Genomic DNA, 17,622 nt, shown 5'->3' on the forward strand with positions numbered 1-17,622 from the left:
AACTACTCTCTTAAATCTTTTTAATGGCAACACGAATAGTGTGCTGTGGGTTACCTTTAGCGACAGGGCTTGGCTGGTAGCGTGTTAGCGAGTTAATCGCGCCGCCTTCGTCAACAATGTGACCAGTACTGCCTTGCTTGTTACCAGGCTTGTACCAAGCGCCTTGTCCTAGTGCAAATACACCTGGTGCAACACGTGGCGTGATCCGTACAGTGACTTCAACTGAACCGTACTCGTTGTACATCTCAATCTTGTCGCCAGAGCTTAAGCCGTGCTTAGCACCGTCCATTGGGTTAACCCAAACGGCATCTTCTACCGCTTCACGTAACCATGGAACGTTGTGGTAGCTCGAATGAGTACGGCCTTTAGTGTGGTAACCCGCAAGCTGAATTGGGTATTCCGCTTTAGCGTCTTCATCTTCATAACCGTGCCACGTTACAGTGTACTGTGGAATGGCTGTGATGGTGTCGCCTTTTACGCCCGTTGGGTTTTGAGCACTGCTTTCTTGATCCCAGTTAGCCGCGCGCCATGCAAGTTCAGCCGAATAAATCTCAATCTTGCCACTTGGGGTCGAAAGGGCTTTACCTTCTTTAACAAAACTTTGCAGTGCAACGTGGTTGTCGTTCATGTTCTTACGGAAGAAGCCTATCTCTTGCGCTTCTTTGTAAGTCGCTGGGAACGCTGGTGTCACATCGATGTTGTTGCTGTTAGCTTTAGTACTTTGATAAAGCTCTTCTAACCACTCATCTTCGTTCTTGCCTGCTCTAAAGCCAGCGCCAACGCCCATCTTGTCAGCGATCATAGCAGCGGCTTCATACATAGACTTACAATCCCACATTGTCTCAACAGACGAAGACATTGCAGTTAGGTAACCTAGAGAGCCTGAAGCATAAGAGTCGTTAACTAAATCGTTTGATTCTAACCAGCTAGTATCAGGCAGGATGATATCGGCGAACTTAGCACCCGGCGTCATCCAGCAGTCACAAGACACGATGAATAGATCTTCTGCGGTGCGGAAGATTTCAGCCGTATTGTTGATTTCGGCGTGCTGATTCAATAGCGAGCTATCTGATGCAGACAAGATGAACTTAATATTCGCACCAAGTGGCGTATCCAAACCGTCTGTACCGCGAATACCGTGGCTACGAGCTGTCATGGTTTCGCCATTTAGAATCGCTTCAGACCAAGTGAAGAAAGAGATGCTTTCTTTAACTGGGTTGCTACCTGTAGGAATACCTGCGCGAGACATGCTGCTCATGTATGGCAACTCACCGTTTGATGCGCCGCGTGTACCTAACTTACCCGTTAACACTGATAGCATGTAAAGCGCACGCATGCTTTGCTCGCCGTTAGCTTGACGGTTAACACCTGCGCCAATCACTATGTATGGCGCTTTGGCGGTCATTAGCTTGCCGGCGATATAACGAATTTTGTCAGCAGAAATACCACAGATTTTCTCTGCCCACTCAGGTGTTTTCGCATCAGAGTAAATACCTTGACCTAGAATGTAGTCTTGGTAGTTTTCATCTGAGTTCATCACCTTAGCGTATTCTTGCTTAGTCGCATCGCCACTCGCTGCGAAAATAGCAATTTGATCTTCAATTGATTGCTTAGTGAAACCAACAGAGTTCTCAAGTACAAATGGTAATGATTGTCCCGCAAAGTTTGCGTGATTGATCATCTGGTAAGCTACCGCTTCAGCAAATGCCGCATCGGTGCCTGGACGGATTGGTAACCAGCTTGACTCTTTACCTAGCATAGAGTCTGTGTAGCGAGGATCGATCATCACCACTTCTAGGCCGTTATTTTTTTGCAGAGCCTGTAGGTAATCGTAACCTTCGCCCGAACCTGACTGGCGGATTTCGCTTGGGTTGTACGCCACGCCTAGGAAGAAATCACTGTCTTCGATAGTAATGGTTGAAGAACCCATGGTACTACCGGTACCGAAGGTGTGCTTCGCCGCTTCCATCTGCTGCGCCCAAGAGTAGTTACCATAAGCATTTAGGCAGCCACCGTTTAGGTTAAATAGACGGTTGAAACAGGCATTTGATGCAAAACCATAGTAAGCACCTGAACCATAGCTACGGAATACTGACTTAGCACCGTTCTCTTGTGCATAAACAGCAGATAGCTTTTCAGCAATAATGCTAGTTGCTTCGTCCCAGCTAATGGGTACAAATTCTGCTTTACCGCGCTCACCAACACGCTTCATTGGTGTCTTTAGGCGGTCAACGGCGTAGTTTCTTTGACGTAGTGAACGGCCACGAGCACAAGCACGAACTTGGTGTAGACCATAGTTGTCTTCTACTTCGTGATCGGTTTCAACGCGCGTCACGATACCGTCTTTAGTAAAGACTTTAATTGGACAGTTAGAACCACAGTTAACTAGGCAAGATGACCAGTTCACCACTTCGTCTTTAACAGGCGGTTGTGGTGGGATCACGTTGGCATCGTCAGAGCTAGAATTACAGCCGGTAACTGTTGCTGCGCAGCCCAGCGCAGCACTCATTTTTAAGAAACTTCTACGTTCCATAATCTTGTTTTCCTCAAACTTATTAGTGACTGACTCGACCTATTTCAGCTTGTAGCTGAAGGTCAACATCAGTTGATGGGCGTTGTAATTGTGGTTCAGGTCACCCAAGGTGATTAAACCAGGAATGCTATCGGGAGTGACCATCGCGCTGTCGGTATCAAAATAACGTTCAAACTGGTAAGCCAACTTGACTGCCATTTGCTCTGAGATCAGATATTGCCCGTATAAGCTCACGCTGTGGTTGTACGAGTAATAGCTGCCATAGTTGTTGATATTGGCGCTGCCAGAGTTGTAACCATTGACACCAGTATTGCTAGATGAATTAGCAAATAGGTAATCACTACCTAAAATCAATCTGCCATCCATTAAGCCTGAATAAGTTGCACCTAGGCCTAAGTTGATAAACTCATCATTAATCTCTGTGTGCCAAACTGAGGCTTGGTCACCGCTTTGATCTGAGTCAATCCACTGCTGGCCCGCAAAGGCATACACAGATAGCGGCGCTGAAAGCTGGGCATGAACATTGATGTCATAGCCGTAGTCTTTTGCCTGAGTTAGACCGATTACCGTGGCATCATAGTCATCATTGGCGTAGTAAGTGCTAATATCAAAGCTCAACCACTCAAGCGGCATGTAGCTCGCTCTTGCGTTAACTTCACTGCGCTTACGATCGGCAAGATTGTATTTGCGCATTAACGACTCAGTCTCGTCGCTAGTGAGCTCATTAGCTTGGTAGTCACTGCCACCGCGCTCGCCATAGCTCACACCAAAATCTAGGGTCAGCTTATCGATAGCGCGAATGCTTAGCTTGCTCCAAAACTCGTTATCACGGGTCTGTTCACGCTCACCATAGCTGCGCTCTACTTGCTTATAGTCATAACCCGCTTGTAGGCGGTAACCACTGGCAATGCGGTAGCTAGCGTTAGTTTTGAAAGTCTGACGCTCGATATCCATCGGTGTGTTTTGTTTAAACGCACCTGACATAGAGTTGAATTCATACTGAGCAAAATCAAATGCCGATGAGCGGTTATCACGCTTGCTATAGTCATAGCTGGCGCCTAGTCGTAAGCGATTACTGACTCGCGTACTGGCTGCAAGGTGTGAACTTAAGGTATCAACCTGGCCGTCCCAGTTTTGAATTGGGTTGCCGCTCATCTGGATAAGGTCTTGGTCTTGGATCATACGACCGGTCACCACACGACCACTAAATACACTAGAGTCCAGGCGGTACTGACCCGACAGCGACACTTGATGTGCTTGGTTATCTGGTGTCGCGCTGTATACGTCATAGGCATATGGCAGGCTTAAATCGCCCATATTATTGTCATAACGTGAGCCGTTGTAGCTCAGCTCTGACAACCAGTTAGCGCCATCAAGTACCACGCCAGCGCTGAAATTATCTGTGGTTTCATCGACAGCTTCAGCAAAGTTTGTTGGACGTGGGCTCGTTAAGCTAGCGCTACGGTGACCAGTTTTATCTTCACGTTCAAAACGGGCGTAACTGTTTAGACCCAGCCCCATCACCTCTGAAAAGTCATACTCGAAACCGATGCCGCTGCGCTGTCTCTGTAGCTCAAGATCCAATACGCGAGTCTGCTCACTCGGTGTCAGCATGCCATCGTTTTGCCAAAGATTCGTGGCCGCATTGCTGCCTTGGTTAGTAGTAATGGTCTGAAAATCCAGATCCAGCTTGTAATGACCGCTCTTACCCGCTTGCATGCTCACAAAGCCATTATCCATACCCAATTGGTGGGCTTGAACGTTAGCTTTATAACCATTTTGCTGATAGGTAAGGTCGCTATTGATACCTGCAATCGCGCCATCTTTACCCGTACCAAACTGGTTTATCGCATAGTTGTCAGCGGCATCGATAGCGCCGACACTGACACCAACGCTGCCAGTGTAACCTTGAGGCTCGACACAACGCTTACATTGATAGCTCTCGGTTTTGATATTTGCCGTGTTCGCGTTTTGGATACCGAAGTTGGCCGCCATTGCGCTACTGCACGTGCCTAATAGCGCAAGAGTGATCAGATTTAATGAAAAAGATTTAATTGAACGCATAGTAGTCACTCCTAGACTTAACGGGCAAAGTTGCTGCCAGCAGGATGGTTAGAACCATGGATCTTGCTGTGGCAATTTAGGCAACTCTTACCAGCACTGAATGCATCGAGGCCCGCTTGACTCGTCATACGGCTTGCATGGCCATCATCGGCGTGACATTGCTGACACAACTGAGGAGTACGAGACTTCAGTAAATTGTCATTCACACTGCCGTGCGGTGTGTGACAGCTTGAGCAGTCTTCCATTACAGGCGCATGCTCCCACAGGAATGGGCCGCGTTTGTCGGCGTGACACTCGGCGCAGGTCTCATTAAGGCTTGGCTTAATCAGTGCACTTTCGGTCATCGAACCATGAGGATTGTGACAATCGGTACAGGTCATCTGGTCCCACTTCATTGGGTGAGATGAGCGCTTGTTCATGTCTGCTTTAGCGCGGGTGTGACATGAGGTACAGGTGTCATTTACCGTTAGACGGTCAAGTGCTGGATCTTTTGCGGCATGAATATCATGACAATCGCTACAAGCCACTTCTTCTAGATTATGAGTACTGTTATGCCATGACATTAGGTTAGGATCGTTATGGCACCCCTGACACACACTATTCTGGCTTGAAGCAGAAAGCTTACTGTCAGGACTGAAGCTAATCATTGGCTCTTTACCGCCACGATTATGCTTACCTAATGGACCGTGACAGGCTTCGCACTGCACTCCAGCCATAGGCGATTTGCTATTACTCATATCACCGTGAACGCCGTCAAAAATGTCCATGACTTTGGCATTCTTCTTATGACACATAAGGCAAGAGTCCGCCCCTTTTGGAGAATATTTACCTTCACTAAATTTTTCTGTTAATTTTTGTTCGAGTTGCGTTGAGTCAAGCTTATCCCATGGAGTCGCTTGTGCAGGCAAAACACTGATGAACAGAGTGAATAAACTGCTAGCCATTAATTTGGCCATAAAATTCACTGACTTTATGGTTTTGATTGTGGACATTAACTACAGGCCGGTTGTATATCGAAGGGGGTATTTTATTGCCTGCAGACATCAGAATTCAAGATTATGCATATCTAATAGTGACTTGAGGCTTGCAGCAAGTTTTCGTTAAAAGCGTCTACTGCCTCACAATATAAACAGGTAAAAAAGATACATCTTAAATTAAGGGTAAAACCAATTAACCATTAAAATCACTAAGATATAAAGCGCTTGAGAATGATTACTATCTTTACTGGTTATAAATGTGAGACATAAATGTAAACGAGTTGATTTAACGGCTATGAATTCTTGAAGCTAGATCACTAAGAATTCTCAACATATTCAGGCTTTAGCCACCAATACCCCATAAGAAGTACCGATATAGAGCAAAAACCAAACAACTCAGCAATTATAAATAGTGATCACAACAACTCTTTTATCTACATCGAGTAGCAAAATACAAAACTCAACAGAGTAAACAACTGTACAATTGCCAGTAGGAAGGATTTGTTACTTAATCAATATTTATTGCTCAACGTTATGATGCTTATAAGCTAAGGAGCTGTTTATTAATGGCCTATAACATATTATTTTATTAACATTGAAGCGACTCAAAGGATAGAGCCTTGCACAACATAAAAAGCAAATTAGAAAATAAAGTTCCGCCACCCATAATCATGCTCATTTTCGCGGCACTCATGTGGGGAGTTGCGCAAGTAACTCATAGTATTAAAATAACATCTAGCACAGCATCGACCATAGCGGCCGACAGCTCGCTATCTTTTGTTCAGTTACTCGCTATTCCCCTACTCTTAGCTTTAGGTGTATTTTGTGCGATTGCAGGCGTAATTAGCTTTAATCGAGCAGAAACGACAGTTCACCCACTCAAGCCAGAAACGGCATCGTCTCTAGTGACATCAGGCATTTACCGATTCAGCCGCAACCCCATGTACCTTGGTATGGCTTTAGTCCTCTGCGCATGGGCGTGTTACTTAACATCGATTTGGAGCGTGGCAGGTATTGTAGGCTTTCTGCTTTACATGTATCGCTTTCAAATCCGCCCTGAAGAGCGCGCACTTGAGGCGATATTTGGACAGACATTTATCGATTATAAAAAGCGTGTCAGGCCTTGGATATGACAATATTGAGAATCGATACCAGCACGACTGTCATGGCTGATAATCGACTCTAAATCGATAACTGATAATGCAAAGTTGAGATATAGGCTAACCACCTGTAATACCACAAAAATTGCCCCAGAGTGCGCGCACAGTTAGGGGCAACTCCTGTCAAAACGGTTTAGCTAAAGCCTAAAATTGGTGGTTATTCGCTAATGGTTATAGCGAGTGCTTAATGTTCACGGTAAATAAGCGACTCTTTAGTTAACTGAAGCTCTCTAAGACGCTTTTCGGTCAACTCAAGCTTGCAGCCGATCAAAACAGGGAGCCCCATCGTCCCTTCTGCATAGGTCAGCCTCTCAGCCATGCAAACATCATTACGATAGGTTAACCAAGAAGCCTGCGCCTGACTGAACGCTGCCGTTAACTCAGCATTCGCAGTGACGCTTTCGAGCGCGTTAATTGACTCAATGACTTCTGTGAGTTTAAGCTCGACACTCGCTAACTCTCTAAGGGCACATTTAGTCATCCCCTCGGTGCTGTAGGCATGCTCTGACCGGCAATCAATTCCCGCTGCAGGGTCATCACCCACTATCACAGTGCTGACTGTTGTGGGCAGAAACCATGCACCGCCTGGAGCAATCTCACGACACAAGCCTGTCGAGTACGAATTAGCTAAAATAAACTCGCTGCCATTCCAAATGTAACGCCTCGCCGAAATACAGTCACCGACACCCCGCCCCATCATAAACTCATGAATGGTTCCGTCGGCGTAATTTGTCGCACTATCGGTAATTAACTTAGGTTCAATCTCTGCGTTATCATCAACCAACCACACACCATCGCCATAGTTGTAAGCGGCAAACCAGCAAGGTGAAGTGACCACCAGCTGATGCTCACTAAGCCTTGCGACTGTAAGGTCTAACTTGCCATCTTCTACTGGGGCAATGTCACACGACAGGTTAACTGCTGCTTGTATCCTAGATACAAACTCAGGATCCTTTGCTAATGCGCGATCTGCGTCTGTCGTGACAGGCTGTTGCTGCACAGCTCCTGAAATCAATGGTATTGAAATAACGGGGGCTTGATTAGGCTGCACAATATTGGCTGTACGCTGGCCTTTTTTTACAATGCCGTAAGGCGTACCAACCAGACCTTGGTAATCATCCATTTTTAATAACACAGCAGTCGAACCCGTGGTCGATAAATGCCATTCATCGCCAGTACTACTTTTAAAAGTTATAGAGACCCGACCTTTCATGGTGAGTGCATTGAGTAATTGGCTAACCTGATCTTTGGTTAACTCACGCTCCCCACTAAAGCTAAGATCCATCTCCTCATAAGCGGGCAGCTCAGGCCTTAATTGGCTCTGGTAGGTATCATTAATGCTCAGCGAGACTGTTTCACCTTGCGCTTCACTGCTGTCAGTAGCATCCATTGCAATCTGACCAAACTTCACCTTAGCAGTCACCGGCTCATCAGCTCCTGCAGCACGCTCAAATATCACTGAAACGGGAGCGTACTCCCCCTGCTTACTTTGCAGTTCTGAATTATGATAGCCAACTGCACGACAGGTATGGGTATTATCACAGACGACTTGCCAATCACCATGAGAAAAGCTGAGCCCATCAAGCGCTAACGCAGCGGTAGAGACAAACATAAAAACAAGCACGGAACAAAATCTTACTATTTTCGAAAAACGCTGCATTAAAAACTCCAAGCTATGCATTGAGCAGCCAATCCTTTGCGTTACCCTTATTTGTGTAATCCGCCATTAGCAAACTGCTCTTCGATAAAACCTACATCCAACTATCAAATTGATGTTAGCGCCTTAATTTATATCCTATTGCTGATTACGATACGGCTTAATGGCGTCGCCATTGTGAATAGATAACAGCCAAGGGTATTCAATTTAAAGACAACTACGTGACAAGCCTCACAAAACAAAAGTCATTATAACATTTTATAATTCATACACTTGCAAACATAAAGCGACTATCGATATGGTGCCGCATTCAATATTTAAGCAATAGCAAGTTAGCCCTAGCTTCATCCATACCACTAGAAAGCATTTTATTTGAAACTGATTAACACGCCATTTAATACAGCATTGATAACAAACACTAAAAAGGTCAAATAACAAGATGCCAAATGCTATCTCAACATTGATGCAAACTCAGCTCGGAAAGGCCATGTTTGTTATTGCGATCCCATTGCTGCAATTTATCGGCCCTAACTTTCTGATTGGTGTCGTTCGTGTCGACCATGAAGGGGTCGGCACAGGTCTACTATTTATCTTTAAATGCTTAATTTGGATAAGCGGACTGGTGATTGGCAGTTTGGTATTTTCTAAGGTTTATTATAAAGCGATCCGTTATGGCCTATGGGCAAACGCCCCGCTTGCCATTTTGATCCTTTACCTATTATCGCAAAATCTGCCCATCCTTTTATCATAAAAACATTAGGCTCAGAGACTCACTAAAAGCTAAGGAACGGCATGACTAATATCTTCGCGCCAAAAAACACTAAGTTACAAAAGCTACTGGCGTATATTTTTATGCTGTTGCTGGCTTTGATGCTGGTTGCGGTGTTTAGCAGTACCTTAGTCGATGATGAGATTTATGAACAAATAAGCCTATTTTCAGCGGTGCTGTCTGTGGTTTTGCTTGTTGGTATGTTCTGGGGGTTAAAGCAGAAGAATTCATGGCTGAGAGCTCACTTAGACAATCAACCCCGTCACCCCTTGAAAGTGATCCTGTCTATGGTGATAGGCCTACCGCTCCTATTACATTTTTCACTAGCCAAGGGGCTGCCAGTACTACTGCATACCCTGCTGGCCGAAAAAGCCGTCATCGTCGCCACCATCGATGATAAACGCTTTGGCTATTACAGCCGCACCTGCGATGGTGGTCTATACCTTGGAGGTTATCGTTTCTGGGGCAACGACTACATCTGCGGCATTAAAAAAGAGGATTGGGATAGTTATCAATCGGGAGACAAACTCGCGCTATATGGTGATAAATCAATACTGGGTTTCACCTACCAAAAATACACCCTGCTCACCGATGAATTATTACAACAGATTATTGCACAATCAGCCGCCTTAAGAGCACAAGCTATCACAGGCAATAAAGGCATGAGCCTTGAACAAGCAAGGCGATTTATTGCCAATTCAGACGAAAATAGGTCAACAAAGTAAACATGTTTATTCTAAAAAATGTACCCGGCATAACCTCAACGTTAACCTTTATTGCAAGTATCAGTTTACTTGCAGGCTGTAGCTTATCACCCAGTCAAAACCGACTAGAGATAGAGCAACTAATGCTGGATCTGGGCAGTTGCCAGTTCGATGACAATGAACGCAAAGCCATGTATCAAGCTGCTAGTGCAGGTAATCGAATCCCCTTCCCTTTGCTGCTTTGTGAAGGCAAGCGTAGTGAGTCTTTTGATGAACGTTGGCAAGCCAGTCGCCGCGCTGTTGGTTACCATATTCTTGGCAGCCACTTTGAGGGCGCTGAAACTAGATATGCAGGTTACGGCGCCGCGCTAATCGAGATCAGCATGCCGGACTGGGGCGCCGCATGTCTTGCTCAGGGCTTGAGCGATAAAACTTGTGATCACTTGGTTTATGGCATTAACGCGCCACACATAGAAAAAGTGACCGAAGAGCAGGTACAAAACTTACTGCGCGAGCAAGACAAGCTGGCATTAGTCACCAACATCCCAATTATCAAAGACACGATATTAATGCCGCTTAAACATAACTCTGCAGGTCAGTTAATCGCTAACTGGGTAGAAGATGGTGGCGCACAAAGAGCCAATAAAGCGCTAGCTGATACGCTTGGCGAAGTTATTACTTACGACGATAGTAACGACAACAGTAACGGTAATAGAACGCTACCTATCAGCAGTTATAACCTGCAATATGATCTGTTAGAGCAAGAGGATCTCCCCGCTCAGTATCAAGGGGTGTTTTATTATGCTACGCCGCAGTATATCGATTATAGCGGCAGGCCTTCGGCCGAATACTCCATTCCCCTTCGCAATGGCGTGCAGGTACGTGGCTATAAAACCACTATTTATCGCGCCCTCCCTAACTAATTAAATGGCTAAAGCATACTGATGAAACTAATGATTAAACCATTGATAATATTTACAGCATTACAGTCAGTCATTGCTTTCAATGCCAATAGCTATGCTGAGGCTAGCCTTGAGCAAGAGAGCTATCAACAGAATAATCAACAACAAGATTGCAGCTTAAATCAGTTAAGCAGCGTACTCGATTTTGATGCCGCACTGGTAACCAGAAAGTATGGTCTTAGCTTAGCCACAGACAATACTGTTTGTAGAGTATTACCCCATAACAAAGAGCAAGCATTACTGTCTTATTTTCAATATTATCAATCTGACGAAGATGGCTTTTCAAGCAATCTATGGCGAGTACTCTTGGTCAATCGCTACAGTAACAAAGTTGAAGCTAGCTATACTGGCGTGATCCAAGAAAGCAGCGCAATTAAAAGTCACTCCGATAGTATTAGTATTGATAGCGCGAGTTATCGTCTCAATGACAATACGAGAGCACTTGGATTGGTATTAGATCTTGCTAATCACGACACATCGCTGCAAGAGTATGAGTACCGCGCTTTCAAAACCAATCGTTTTCTTAGCCTATTTGTTCAAGAGGGAGACAAGCTACGCCCAGTGCTTAAACACCTGCCGCTGGATTACGATCTAGAAGGCACTGATACGGCAGGCAGTAATGGTGGGGGTTACCTGCATTATGGCGTACAGGGTAGAGTTGAAGTGTTATCCACCACCAGCCATGGCTACCATGATTTAAAATTGGTGACTCAAGGGCAACAATACAGTACAGACGGTGAATATGATCAAACCGAAGAGATAAGCTTTAGCACTGAGCTTAACTATAGCGGCAGCCGCTACCCAGTGATCACCGAACAATTACCCGCAGCTGAATTTTGGCAAATAAACCAAACTGGGGTGAACTTTTTAACAGAGAGCAACAATAGCCATGAAGCCGCTTCGCAAACAAATCCAAACAGCAGTCAAGCGGAGAGCCAATATGCCAACTAACAACGGTTCTATTTACCCATTAGGCTTCAGATTACCCGCTCTATTTAGTAAAGCTGTTTTGACTTGCTGTATTTTATTCTCGCCCGCAAGCTACGCCAAGCAAGTGTGCAGCACTGATGCTATTGAAGCGATGGAAAATGACAGCGGTTATTTTCAAGGATTCACCGCCGCGGTATGTAAGCAATTGCCCCACCAAGAACAATTCACCATGGGGGCATATCTACAATGGACAGGCGGCAGCTTTGCAGGTGAATGAACTAACAAAGCCACCCATTATAAATCAACAAGATAATGCTAGCTTTCACCACTAGATTTCAAGAGGTGGTAAATTATCGGCTAACTCTTTTTGTGGGGCGCTAAAGGTGACAAAAAATACAAATGGATAAAGGGGTAAGCTGTAAAATGGTCGAGTTTATACGAAGAGAATCAGCTCATAGAGTGACTCTATAAACTAAATGAACGGGTTGCTTGAATGGCTTAGCTTGCCTGAAGATACTCGCAGCTGTGCGCGAAGTGTCGTCGTCGCTTCTCTAGATGTTCACAATAGTAAGTTAACTCCTGCAGAGTGCCTACAGGCCCATGAAACAGTTTGCCAAATTCAGAGGTGATTTTTATCCAGTTAGCACTCGGAATATTGAGTCTATTCAGTATCTTTTCTGCATTAGCGGAGATTGCACCTCGTTTGTCATCTCGAATGATTCGACCCGTTTCATCAACAAGCGTTAAATAATCTTCAAGCGAGAAGTTGATGCCTTTTGGTTGGTGTTTTCTCTCATTACCAATAAAGGGCAATAACTTGGCAGGTTGCTTGCACTTTAGAGCTGCCTTCACTCTTAGTTGCAAGCTGGTATAGTCTGATTTTTCAGGTGTCTTAGCCACCTTGGCTCTGATGGGATTAAGCTCAACATAAGCCATACAGGCAAGTACTGCGGCTTCATCGAGTAATGCTTGTGACTTAAAGCGTCCTTCCCAAAAATGCCCTGTGCAGTTATCTTCATAATTAGCTTGCCTTGCAATAGGCTCATTTAAACAACGCATAAACCAGCTGATATCACTAAGGCGTGAGCGGTATGTTGCTATTGAGTGCTTTAACGATGCAACCATACACTCCTCAATCACATCACCTTTAGCGAATTTCTGCGTTAAATCAGTGCCGTTAAACAGCTTATGCCATTGTTCAACAACATCCCTATCAGTCCAGCTATTCACAGTCTCTAGGTCGATATAGAGTACGACATGTAGATGGTTACTCATCACAGCATAAGCAGCAACATCGATCGCAAACACCCCTGTTAACTTCAGTATTTGCGACTCTACCCAACCTCGGCGATGGTCGTAATTCCTGCCTGTATATTTATCATCACCACACAAATAGGCGCGCCTAACCACACGGCTACAACAGTGATAATACGGCGTGTCTTCAAGGCTAATTAAGGTACTTCTTGCTCGCGGCATAATAACCTCCAACTTCAGCATTCACTAAAGTTTAGTAGGAGGACCAAAAACATGCCATTTACAATGGGTGTCAATGTTGGGCTTATAATACGGCGTGTCTTCAAGGCTAATTAAGGTACTTCTTGCTCGCGGCATAATAACCTCCAACTTCAGCATTCACTAAAGTTTAGTAGGAGGGCCAAAAACATGCCATTTACAATGGGTGTCAATGTTGGGCTTCAAGTTCTCCATATCTGTTTATCAATGTGCCGTCAAAAAGCATTAAAACAGTAGTATTCATTCTAAAGTTCGTCCCCCGTCATGAAGGTGAATGCTCTTATAGATAAATAAAGTACATACAGCTCCTGCTAATATAAAAGGTTTAAACACCCAAAGTAACCAACCATCAATTATTTCTGCGTATAAAATTACCATTATATTTATTGCTATCAGAGCACATGTGCTTAGTGCGGCGCTTTTACTATGAGCAGAAAAACTACGTTCGGAATCAAACAAGAACTTATGAATACAATACCAAATAATGCTCAGTGTAACCCCATACGCCAAAAAGCCAAATAATCCAATTAATAAAATGAAACTACTATCGATACCTCCAACAAAAATAGCCGTAAAAATAGTGACCATGTATGATGCGAACAATGTAGATGTAAGTAAGTTAGCGTAGTCTTTCATTCTGTTTTTAAGTTAGTTAATGACAGGGGCGAGAATACCCTACAAGTCTTGTTTCATCATAGACATTCACCTATAAAAAATTTATTCAAGGGAACTATCAAAAACCGCTATTTTAGGTGGGTGTCATGGATTAAAGGAAACAAAAAACGGGCTAATGCCCGTTTTATATTGTTTTATTTGCCAACTTATTAACTGCTATCACCTAACTAATGGTTAATGATCTATTGGTTAACCAATAGCCTATAAATTAGGTTGATACTCAAACCCCGCTTGTGCTTCGCTGTCACTAAAGCTGCTTATTTTCTGTTTACGTACCAACATGCTATTGATCAATGAACCGGGGAACATTTCAATCGCGTTATTGAAATCTTCAACATTGGCGTTGAAAATACGAATAGCCGCACCAATCTGCTCTTGCTGCTCGCTGATCTCAGCCATCAACTTCAGATACACCTCTGATGCCTTAAGCTCTGGGTAAGCCTCTACCGTCACTTTAAGGCCCTGCATTAACTCATGGGTGCGCTGCTCCGCTGCAGCTAGCTTTGCGGTATCAACACCAGAACTCATTTCTGCAATGGCGCTGCGTAGTTCTGTGACCTTGGTCAGTACTTCTGATTCATGCAGTTTATATTGCTCAACTAACTGCTCGACCATAGGAATAATCTTATTCTTTTGACGCTCTTGCGTCAGTACCGATGCCCATGCACGGTCTACCGCATTATGTTTACCAATAATGCCGTTGTACAACATGATGATGGCAACAATGATAACAACCACTATCACTAAGCCAATAACTGAACTATCCATTTAGGTTTCCTTTTACATTTTAATTAACTGTCTTTTATTAACTGTGAATAACTGTATAAATCTTTATTAGTCAGTATTTATTTGTATGTGTTTATTTGAAAGTCTTTTTTAAAATAAGCTAAGCACTAGCCTTAAAATTGTTATCGCTAAAGCGCATCATTTCATGCACTAATTCAAGCACTTTGCTCATCAACTTTAACTCGGTATGGCCTGCTAATTCTTCAGCAAAGGCTTTAGGGTTATCTAAACCGTGTACCCGCTTAATCGCTAACAGGTCATCACTCACCGCTAAACACAGCCTTTCTTGCTGGCCAAATTCTAGTACTGGCTTTTTCAACTGTTTAGCAAATACAGTGAGCTTTTCCTCAACCGCAGGCGATAGCAACCTTGCAGCAGTCATCAACTCTTTGGCATGGACTCGATATTGGCGATTAAACTCATTAGAAGCGCTTTTATAGCGTTCGCCTCGACGCTTAATACCAAAATCATTGCTAATACTCATCTCCTGTGCAAAAGGAAAATCTAATAATACGCCATGGCGATAATAGCTATCTCTCACCGTTCGAGTGGTGCTTTTACCATCGGCATCTGTGGTGGTCTCAGTGCGCTTTATAACGTAATGAAAACGATAGAGCTGGTAATCAAATTGATGAATATCGCCTTGATAAGTGCTCTTATACAGGCTTTGAATTTCTCGCAGATCATTACCGCGGTCAAACTCCTTAAAGCTGCCTTCCAGCTCTTTAGCCAGCTTTTTGCCCTCAAATGGGACGGCTTCCAAATTATTATTAAATAAAGCGTCTTTTAAAAAGATTTTATCCGACAGCTTATTGCGCCACTTCGTTCGGGTTCTAAGCCAAAACAGCATTAACACACCAATCATGCCGTTGTGCACTGCAAATCCTGAGCTCGGATACCAAAAGCCTAAAAATGAGGCCAAGCTATCGAAGTAAAAATCCCAATACCAATATGGCCACTGCGGAATTAGTTGCAGTGCGGCGCCAACAGCTGCCATCAGTAGCATTCTGCCCCATATAGGACCTGGTACTGGTAAGCGCTTGCCTTTATCCTCAAAATAACGCGTTAACGTTGCTAGCACTAACATCGGATACCAAACAACGCTGTAGCGAAGTGCACTGCTGAGAACTTGCATCACAAAGTCTGGTACCACTAATCCCAGCTCAAAAGCGATAGGCAGTAAAGCAAAGAACAGCGAAATTGCACAGAAAAAACGATACCAGTTATCACTATAATCGAGCGGCCCCTTGTGATGCTCGACTCTACGGACTAATGCGAGTAGATCGTCTTGGCTCTTTGCTGCTTCGACATCGGTGCGGATCGCGGCAATATTGCGAGTCACTTGAGCATTATGAGCAAGCATGCGTGTTGATCTCCGTATCTTTTACTGGTGTTGCTTGCGTTACTTGTGTGAGATTGGCGGCTTTATGTGTATCGCTAACAAAACGGGTATCACTTACAAAATTATTATCAGATAGACGCATTAGTTCATGTATCGCCTCGAGTAGCTTTTGCACGCGCTTTAGCTCTGTATGACCCGCTATTTCCTTATAAAATTCATCCGGTTTTACCAGTGAATGTTTACGATTTTCAATAATTAGCTTACTGGTAGAGGCTATACACAAACGACCATCAGGGGCGATCTCCACCATAGGCGAGATAAAGTGACGATTGAGATCGAGTAGCGTTTCTATCATCGCAGGGGTTAAAAAGCGTGCCGCGGTGAGTTTATCGCAGGCCTGTACTCGAAAAATATCATTAAATGCATTCGATTCAGTGTGATACTTTTCTTGGTAAACCGAACCTTTTAGCTTTACCTCATCCTCGGCATCGATACATAAGCCTTTAGCAAAAGGAAAGTCGAGTAAAATGCCGTAACGATGACGGTCTTCATACACGGTCTTGGTTTTATAACCACCATTACCATCTGAGCTAGTTTGGCTGCGTTTTACCGTATATTGAAAGTGATAAAGCTTATAATTAAAGCTGTGCTGCTCGCCTTGATAATGCCCCTCAAACATCTGCTGTATATCACGGGTGCCATTACCACGACGAAACTCTGCAAACTGTTTTTCGAGCGCACAGGCTTTATCTTCCGCTGCAAGCTTAGTTTCTTTTAAGCCATTATTAAATAGCGCGTCTCGCAGGAATATTTTATCTGAAAGGTGTTTACGCCAATTGGCACGATAATCCAGCCACACCCAAGTGAGTGAGCTGGCAATAACCAACACAAACCACAACGAAAATTGATGATCGTCAATTTCGCCTACACTAATCACATAGCCAAAGCCATACATCAGCGCCCAATAGATTTTCGGCCACTCAGGTACATATAGCGTAACAGCAACCATTGCCGCTACCAGCAGTGCAAAGTTAACAGGCATAGGTACAGGCAGCCAACCGCGCTCGTGGCAAAAACTGACTAACAATGTGCTCAGCGCTACTGGGAGCCAATAACAAGAGTCATCGATAATAAGCTTGGCTAGCATTTCAATCTCGTCATAACCAAGGCGCATGAATATGAGAATGATGCACAAGACGCTGGCTGCGACCAATAACCACTTAATGCCGTGCGTTATCTTATCGCGGTAATCTAACGGTCCAGGGTGGTGTTTAACTTGGGTGATGACTTCGAGAAGCTCATCTTGAGAGGTAGCGGCGTCAACATCTTTGCGAAGCTTGTCGATATGTTGTGCGACCAATCGGTTATGCTGCATTGAGAGTCCTTTTACAATTAGGTCAACAACAGGCCTTAGGGCCAAAAATATGGCGGATTATACTGAAAAGCGACCATAACGACAGAGACTTAAGTCGCTTACTCTATAATTATGTTCAAGTTTTTAATTATTCTGTTTTTGTCAAACTCAGTAATACTCAAGGTACGATAAAAGGA

The 17,622-nt window shown here is 44.2% G+C and carries 14 protein-coding genes; 6 read left to right on the top strand and 8 right to left on the bottom strand.

What is annotated here, in order from left to right; translation table 11 throughout:
• Positions 1-10 precede the first annotated feature (10 nt).
• Genes SHAL_RS15135 through SHAL_RS15145 form a run of 3 tightly spaced genes read right to left on the bottom strand, consistent with a single transcriptional unit; the run spans position 11 to position 5,553 of the window.
• The gene (locus tag SHAL_RS15135) at positions 11-2,533 is read right to left on the bottom strand and encodes a DMSO/selenate family reductase complex A subunit (RefSeq protein ID WP_012278002.1); all 2,523 of its coding nucleotides are present in this window, start codon (positions 2,531-2,533) and stop codon (positions 11-13) included.
• Between the two features lie 39 nt (positions 2,534-2,572).
• Positions 2,573-4,597 (bottom strand): MtrB/PioB family decaheme-associated outer membrane protein, encoded by a 2,025-nt coding sequence (locus SHAL_RS15140; RefSeq protein WP_012278003.1) that lies wholly within the window; start codon positions 4,595-4,597, stop codon positions 2,573-2,575.
• Between the two features lie 17 nt (positions 4,598-4,614).
• On the bottom strand, positions 4,615-5,553 hold the full coding sequence (locus tag SHAL_RS15145) for a DmsE family decaheme c-type cytochrome (protein WP_012278004.1): 939 nt from the start codon (positions 5,551-5,553) through the stop codon (positions 4,615-4,617).
• A gap of 692 nt (positions 5,554-6,245) precedes the next feature.
• Here SHAL_RS15145 and SHAL_RS15150 point away from each other — a divergent pair.
• Positions 6,246-6,707, top strand: a complete 462-nt coding sequence (locus SHAL_RS15150) for a methyltransferase family protein (RefSeq protein ID WP_012278005.1) — start codon at positions 6,246-6,248, stop codon at positions 6,705-6,707.
• Between the two features lie 211 nt (positions 6,708-6,918).
• On the opposite strand, the gene SHAL_RS15155 is transcribed toward SHAL_RS15150, so the two are convergent.
• Positions 6,919-8,358 carry a DUF1176 domain-containing protein gene (locus SHAL_RS15155; protein ID WP_223296200.1) on the bottom strand — a complete coding sequence of 480 codons (1,440 nt, stop codon included), beginning with the start codon at positions 8,356-8,358 and terminating at the stop codon, positions 6,919-6,921.
• Between the two features lie 472 nt (positions 8,359-8,830).
• Between SHAL_RS15155 and SHAL_RS15160 the strand changes: the two genes are divergently transcribed.
• The 5 genes from SHAL_RS15160 to SHAL_RS15180 are packed head-to-tail and all read left to right on the top strand — an operon-like array spanning position 8,831 to position 12,033.
• Positions 8,831-9,142 carry a hypothetical protein gene (locus tag SHAL_RS15160; protein WP_012278007.1) on the top strand — a complete coding sequence of 104 codons (312 nt, stop codon included), beginning with the start codon at positions 8,831-8,833 and terminating at the stop codon, positions 9,140-9,142.
• Between the two features lie 41 nt (positions 9,143-9,183).
• Positions 9,184-9,885, top strand: a complete 702-nt coding sequence (locus SHAL_RS15165; RefSeq protein ID WP_012278008.1) for a hypothetical protein — start codon at positions 9,184-9,186, stop codon at positions 9,883-9,885.
• A gap of 2 nt (positions 9,886-9,887) precedes the next feature.
• The gene (locus SHAL_RS15170; RefSeq protein ID WP_012278009.1) at positions 9,888-10,787 is read left to right on the top strand and encodes a hypothetical protein; all 900 of its coding nucleotides are present in this window, start codon (positions 9,888-9,890) and stop codon (positions 10,785-10,787) included.
• Between the two features lie 21 nt (positions 10,788-10,808).
• Positions 10,809-11,777 (top strand): PA3715 family protein, encoded by a 969-nt coding sequence (locus SHAL_RS15175; protein WP_012278010.1) that lies wholly within the window; start codon positions 10,809-10,811, stop codon positions 11,775-11,777.
• Positions 11,767-12,033 (top strand): hypothetical protein, encoded by a 267-nt coding sequence (locus SHAL_RS15180; RefSeq protein ID WP_012278011.1) that lies wholly within the window; start codon positions 11,767-11,769, stop codon positions 12,031-12,033. Before SHAL_RS15175 ends, SHAL_RS15180 begins: the two co-directional genes overlap by 11 nt.
• 221 nt (positions 12,034-12,254) lie before the next feature.
• Here SHAL_RS15180 and SHAL_RS15185 read toward each other — a convergent pair whose 3' ends face one another.
• From SHAL_RS15185 to SHAL_RS15205, 4 genes are all read right to left on the bottom strand, one after another.
• A complete protein-coding gene (locus SHAL_RS15185; protein WP_012278012.1) occupies positions 12,255-13,232 on the bottom strand; it encodes a transposase in 978 nt (325 codons plus the stop codon).
• 912 nt (positions 13,233-14,144) lie between these two features.
• Positions 14,145-14,711, bottom strand: a complete 567-nt coding sequence (locus SHAL_RS15195) for a LemA family protein (protein ID WP_012278014.1) — start codon at positions 14,709-14,711, stop codon at positions 14,145-14,147.
• 118 nt (positions 14,712-14,829) lie between these two features.
• Entirely contained in the window at positions 14,830-16,092 is a 1,263-nt protein-coding gene (locus SHAL_RS15200; RefSeq protein WP_012278015.1) for a DUF3137 domain-containing protein, read from the bottom strand.
• Positions 16,079-17,446, bottom strand: coding sequence for a DUF3137 domain-containing protein (locus SHAL_RS15205; RefSeq protein WP_012278016.1), 1,368 nt, complete (start codon positions 17,444-17,446; stop codon positions 16,079-16,081). The genes SHAL_RS15200 and SHAL_RS15205 overlap by 14 nt, the downstream gene beginning before the upstream one ends.
• Positions 17,447-17,622 lie beyond the last annotated feature (176 nt).

Origin of the sequence: Shewanella halifaxensis HAW-EB4 (assembly GCF_000019185.1) — a bacterium.
In the GTDB taxonomy this organism is placed as follows: Bacteria; Pseudomonadota; Gammaproteobacteria; order Enterobacterales; family Shewanellaceae; genus Shewanella; species Shewanella halifaxensis.

Bases quoted from the DNA above. Each gene is read 5' to 3' on its own strand.
- SHAL_RS15135 (WP_012278002.1), bottom strand. From the start codon at position 2,533: ATGGAACGTAGAAGTTTCTTAAAAATGAGTGCTGCGCTGGGCTGCGCA.
- SHAL_RS15140 (WP_012278003.1), bottom strand. From the start codon at position 4,597: ATGCGTTCAATTAAATCTTTTTCATTAAATCTGATCACTCTTGCGCTA.
- SHAL_RS15145 (WP_012278004.1), bottom strand. From the start codon at position 5,553: ATGGCCAAATTAATGGCTAGCAGTTTATTCACTCTGTTCATCAGTGTT.
- SHAL_RS15150 (WP_012278005.1), top strand. From the start codon at position 6,246: ATGCTCATTTTCGCGGCACTCATGTGGGGAGTTGCGCAAGTAACTCAT.
- SHAL_RS15160 (WP_012278007.1), top strand. From the start codon at position 8,831: ATGCCAAATGCTATCTCAACATTGATGCAAACTCAGCTCGGAAAGGCC.
- SHAL_RS15165 (WP_012278008.1), top strand. From the start codon at position 9,184: ATGACTAATATCTTCGCGCCAAAAAACACTAAGTTACAAAAGCTACTG.
- SHAL_RS15170 (WP_012278009.1), top strand. From the start codon at position 9,888: ATGTTTATTCTAAAAAATGTACCCGGCATAACCTCAACGTTAACCTTT.
- SHAL_RS15175 (WP_012278010.1), top strand. From the start codon at position 10,809: ATGAAACTAATGATTAAACCATTGATAATATTTACAGCATTACAGTCA.
- SHAL_RS15180 (WP_012278011.1), top strand. From the start codon at position 11,767: ATGCCAACTAACAACGGTTCTATTTACCCATTAGGCTTCAGATTACCC.
- SHAL_RS15185 (WP_012278012.1), bottom strand. From the start codon at position 13,232: ATGCCGCGAGCAAGAAGTACCTTAATTAGCCTTGAAGACACGCCGTAT.
- SHAL_RS15195 (WP_012278014.1), bottom strand. From the start codon at position 14,711: ATGGATAGTTCAGTTATTGGCTTAGTGATAGTGGTTGTTATCATTGTT.
- SHAL_RS15200 (WP_012278015.1), bottom strand. From the start codon at position 16,092: ATGCTTGCTCATAATGCTCAAGTGACTCGCAATATTGCCGCGATCCGC.
- SHAL_RS15205 (WP_012278016.1), bottom strand. From the start codon at position 17,446: ATGCAGCATAACCGATTGGTCGCACAACATATCGACAAGCTTCGCAAA.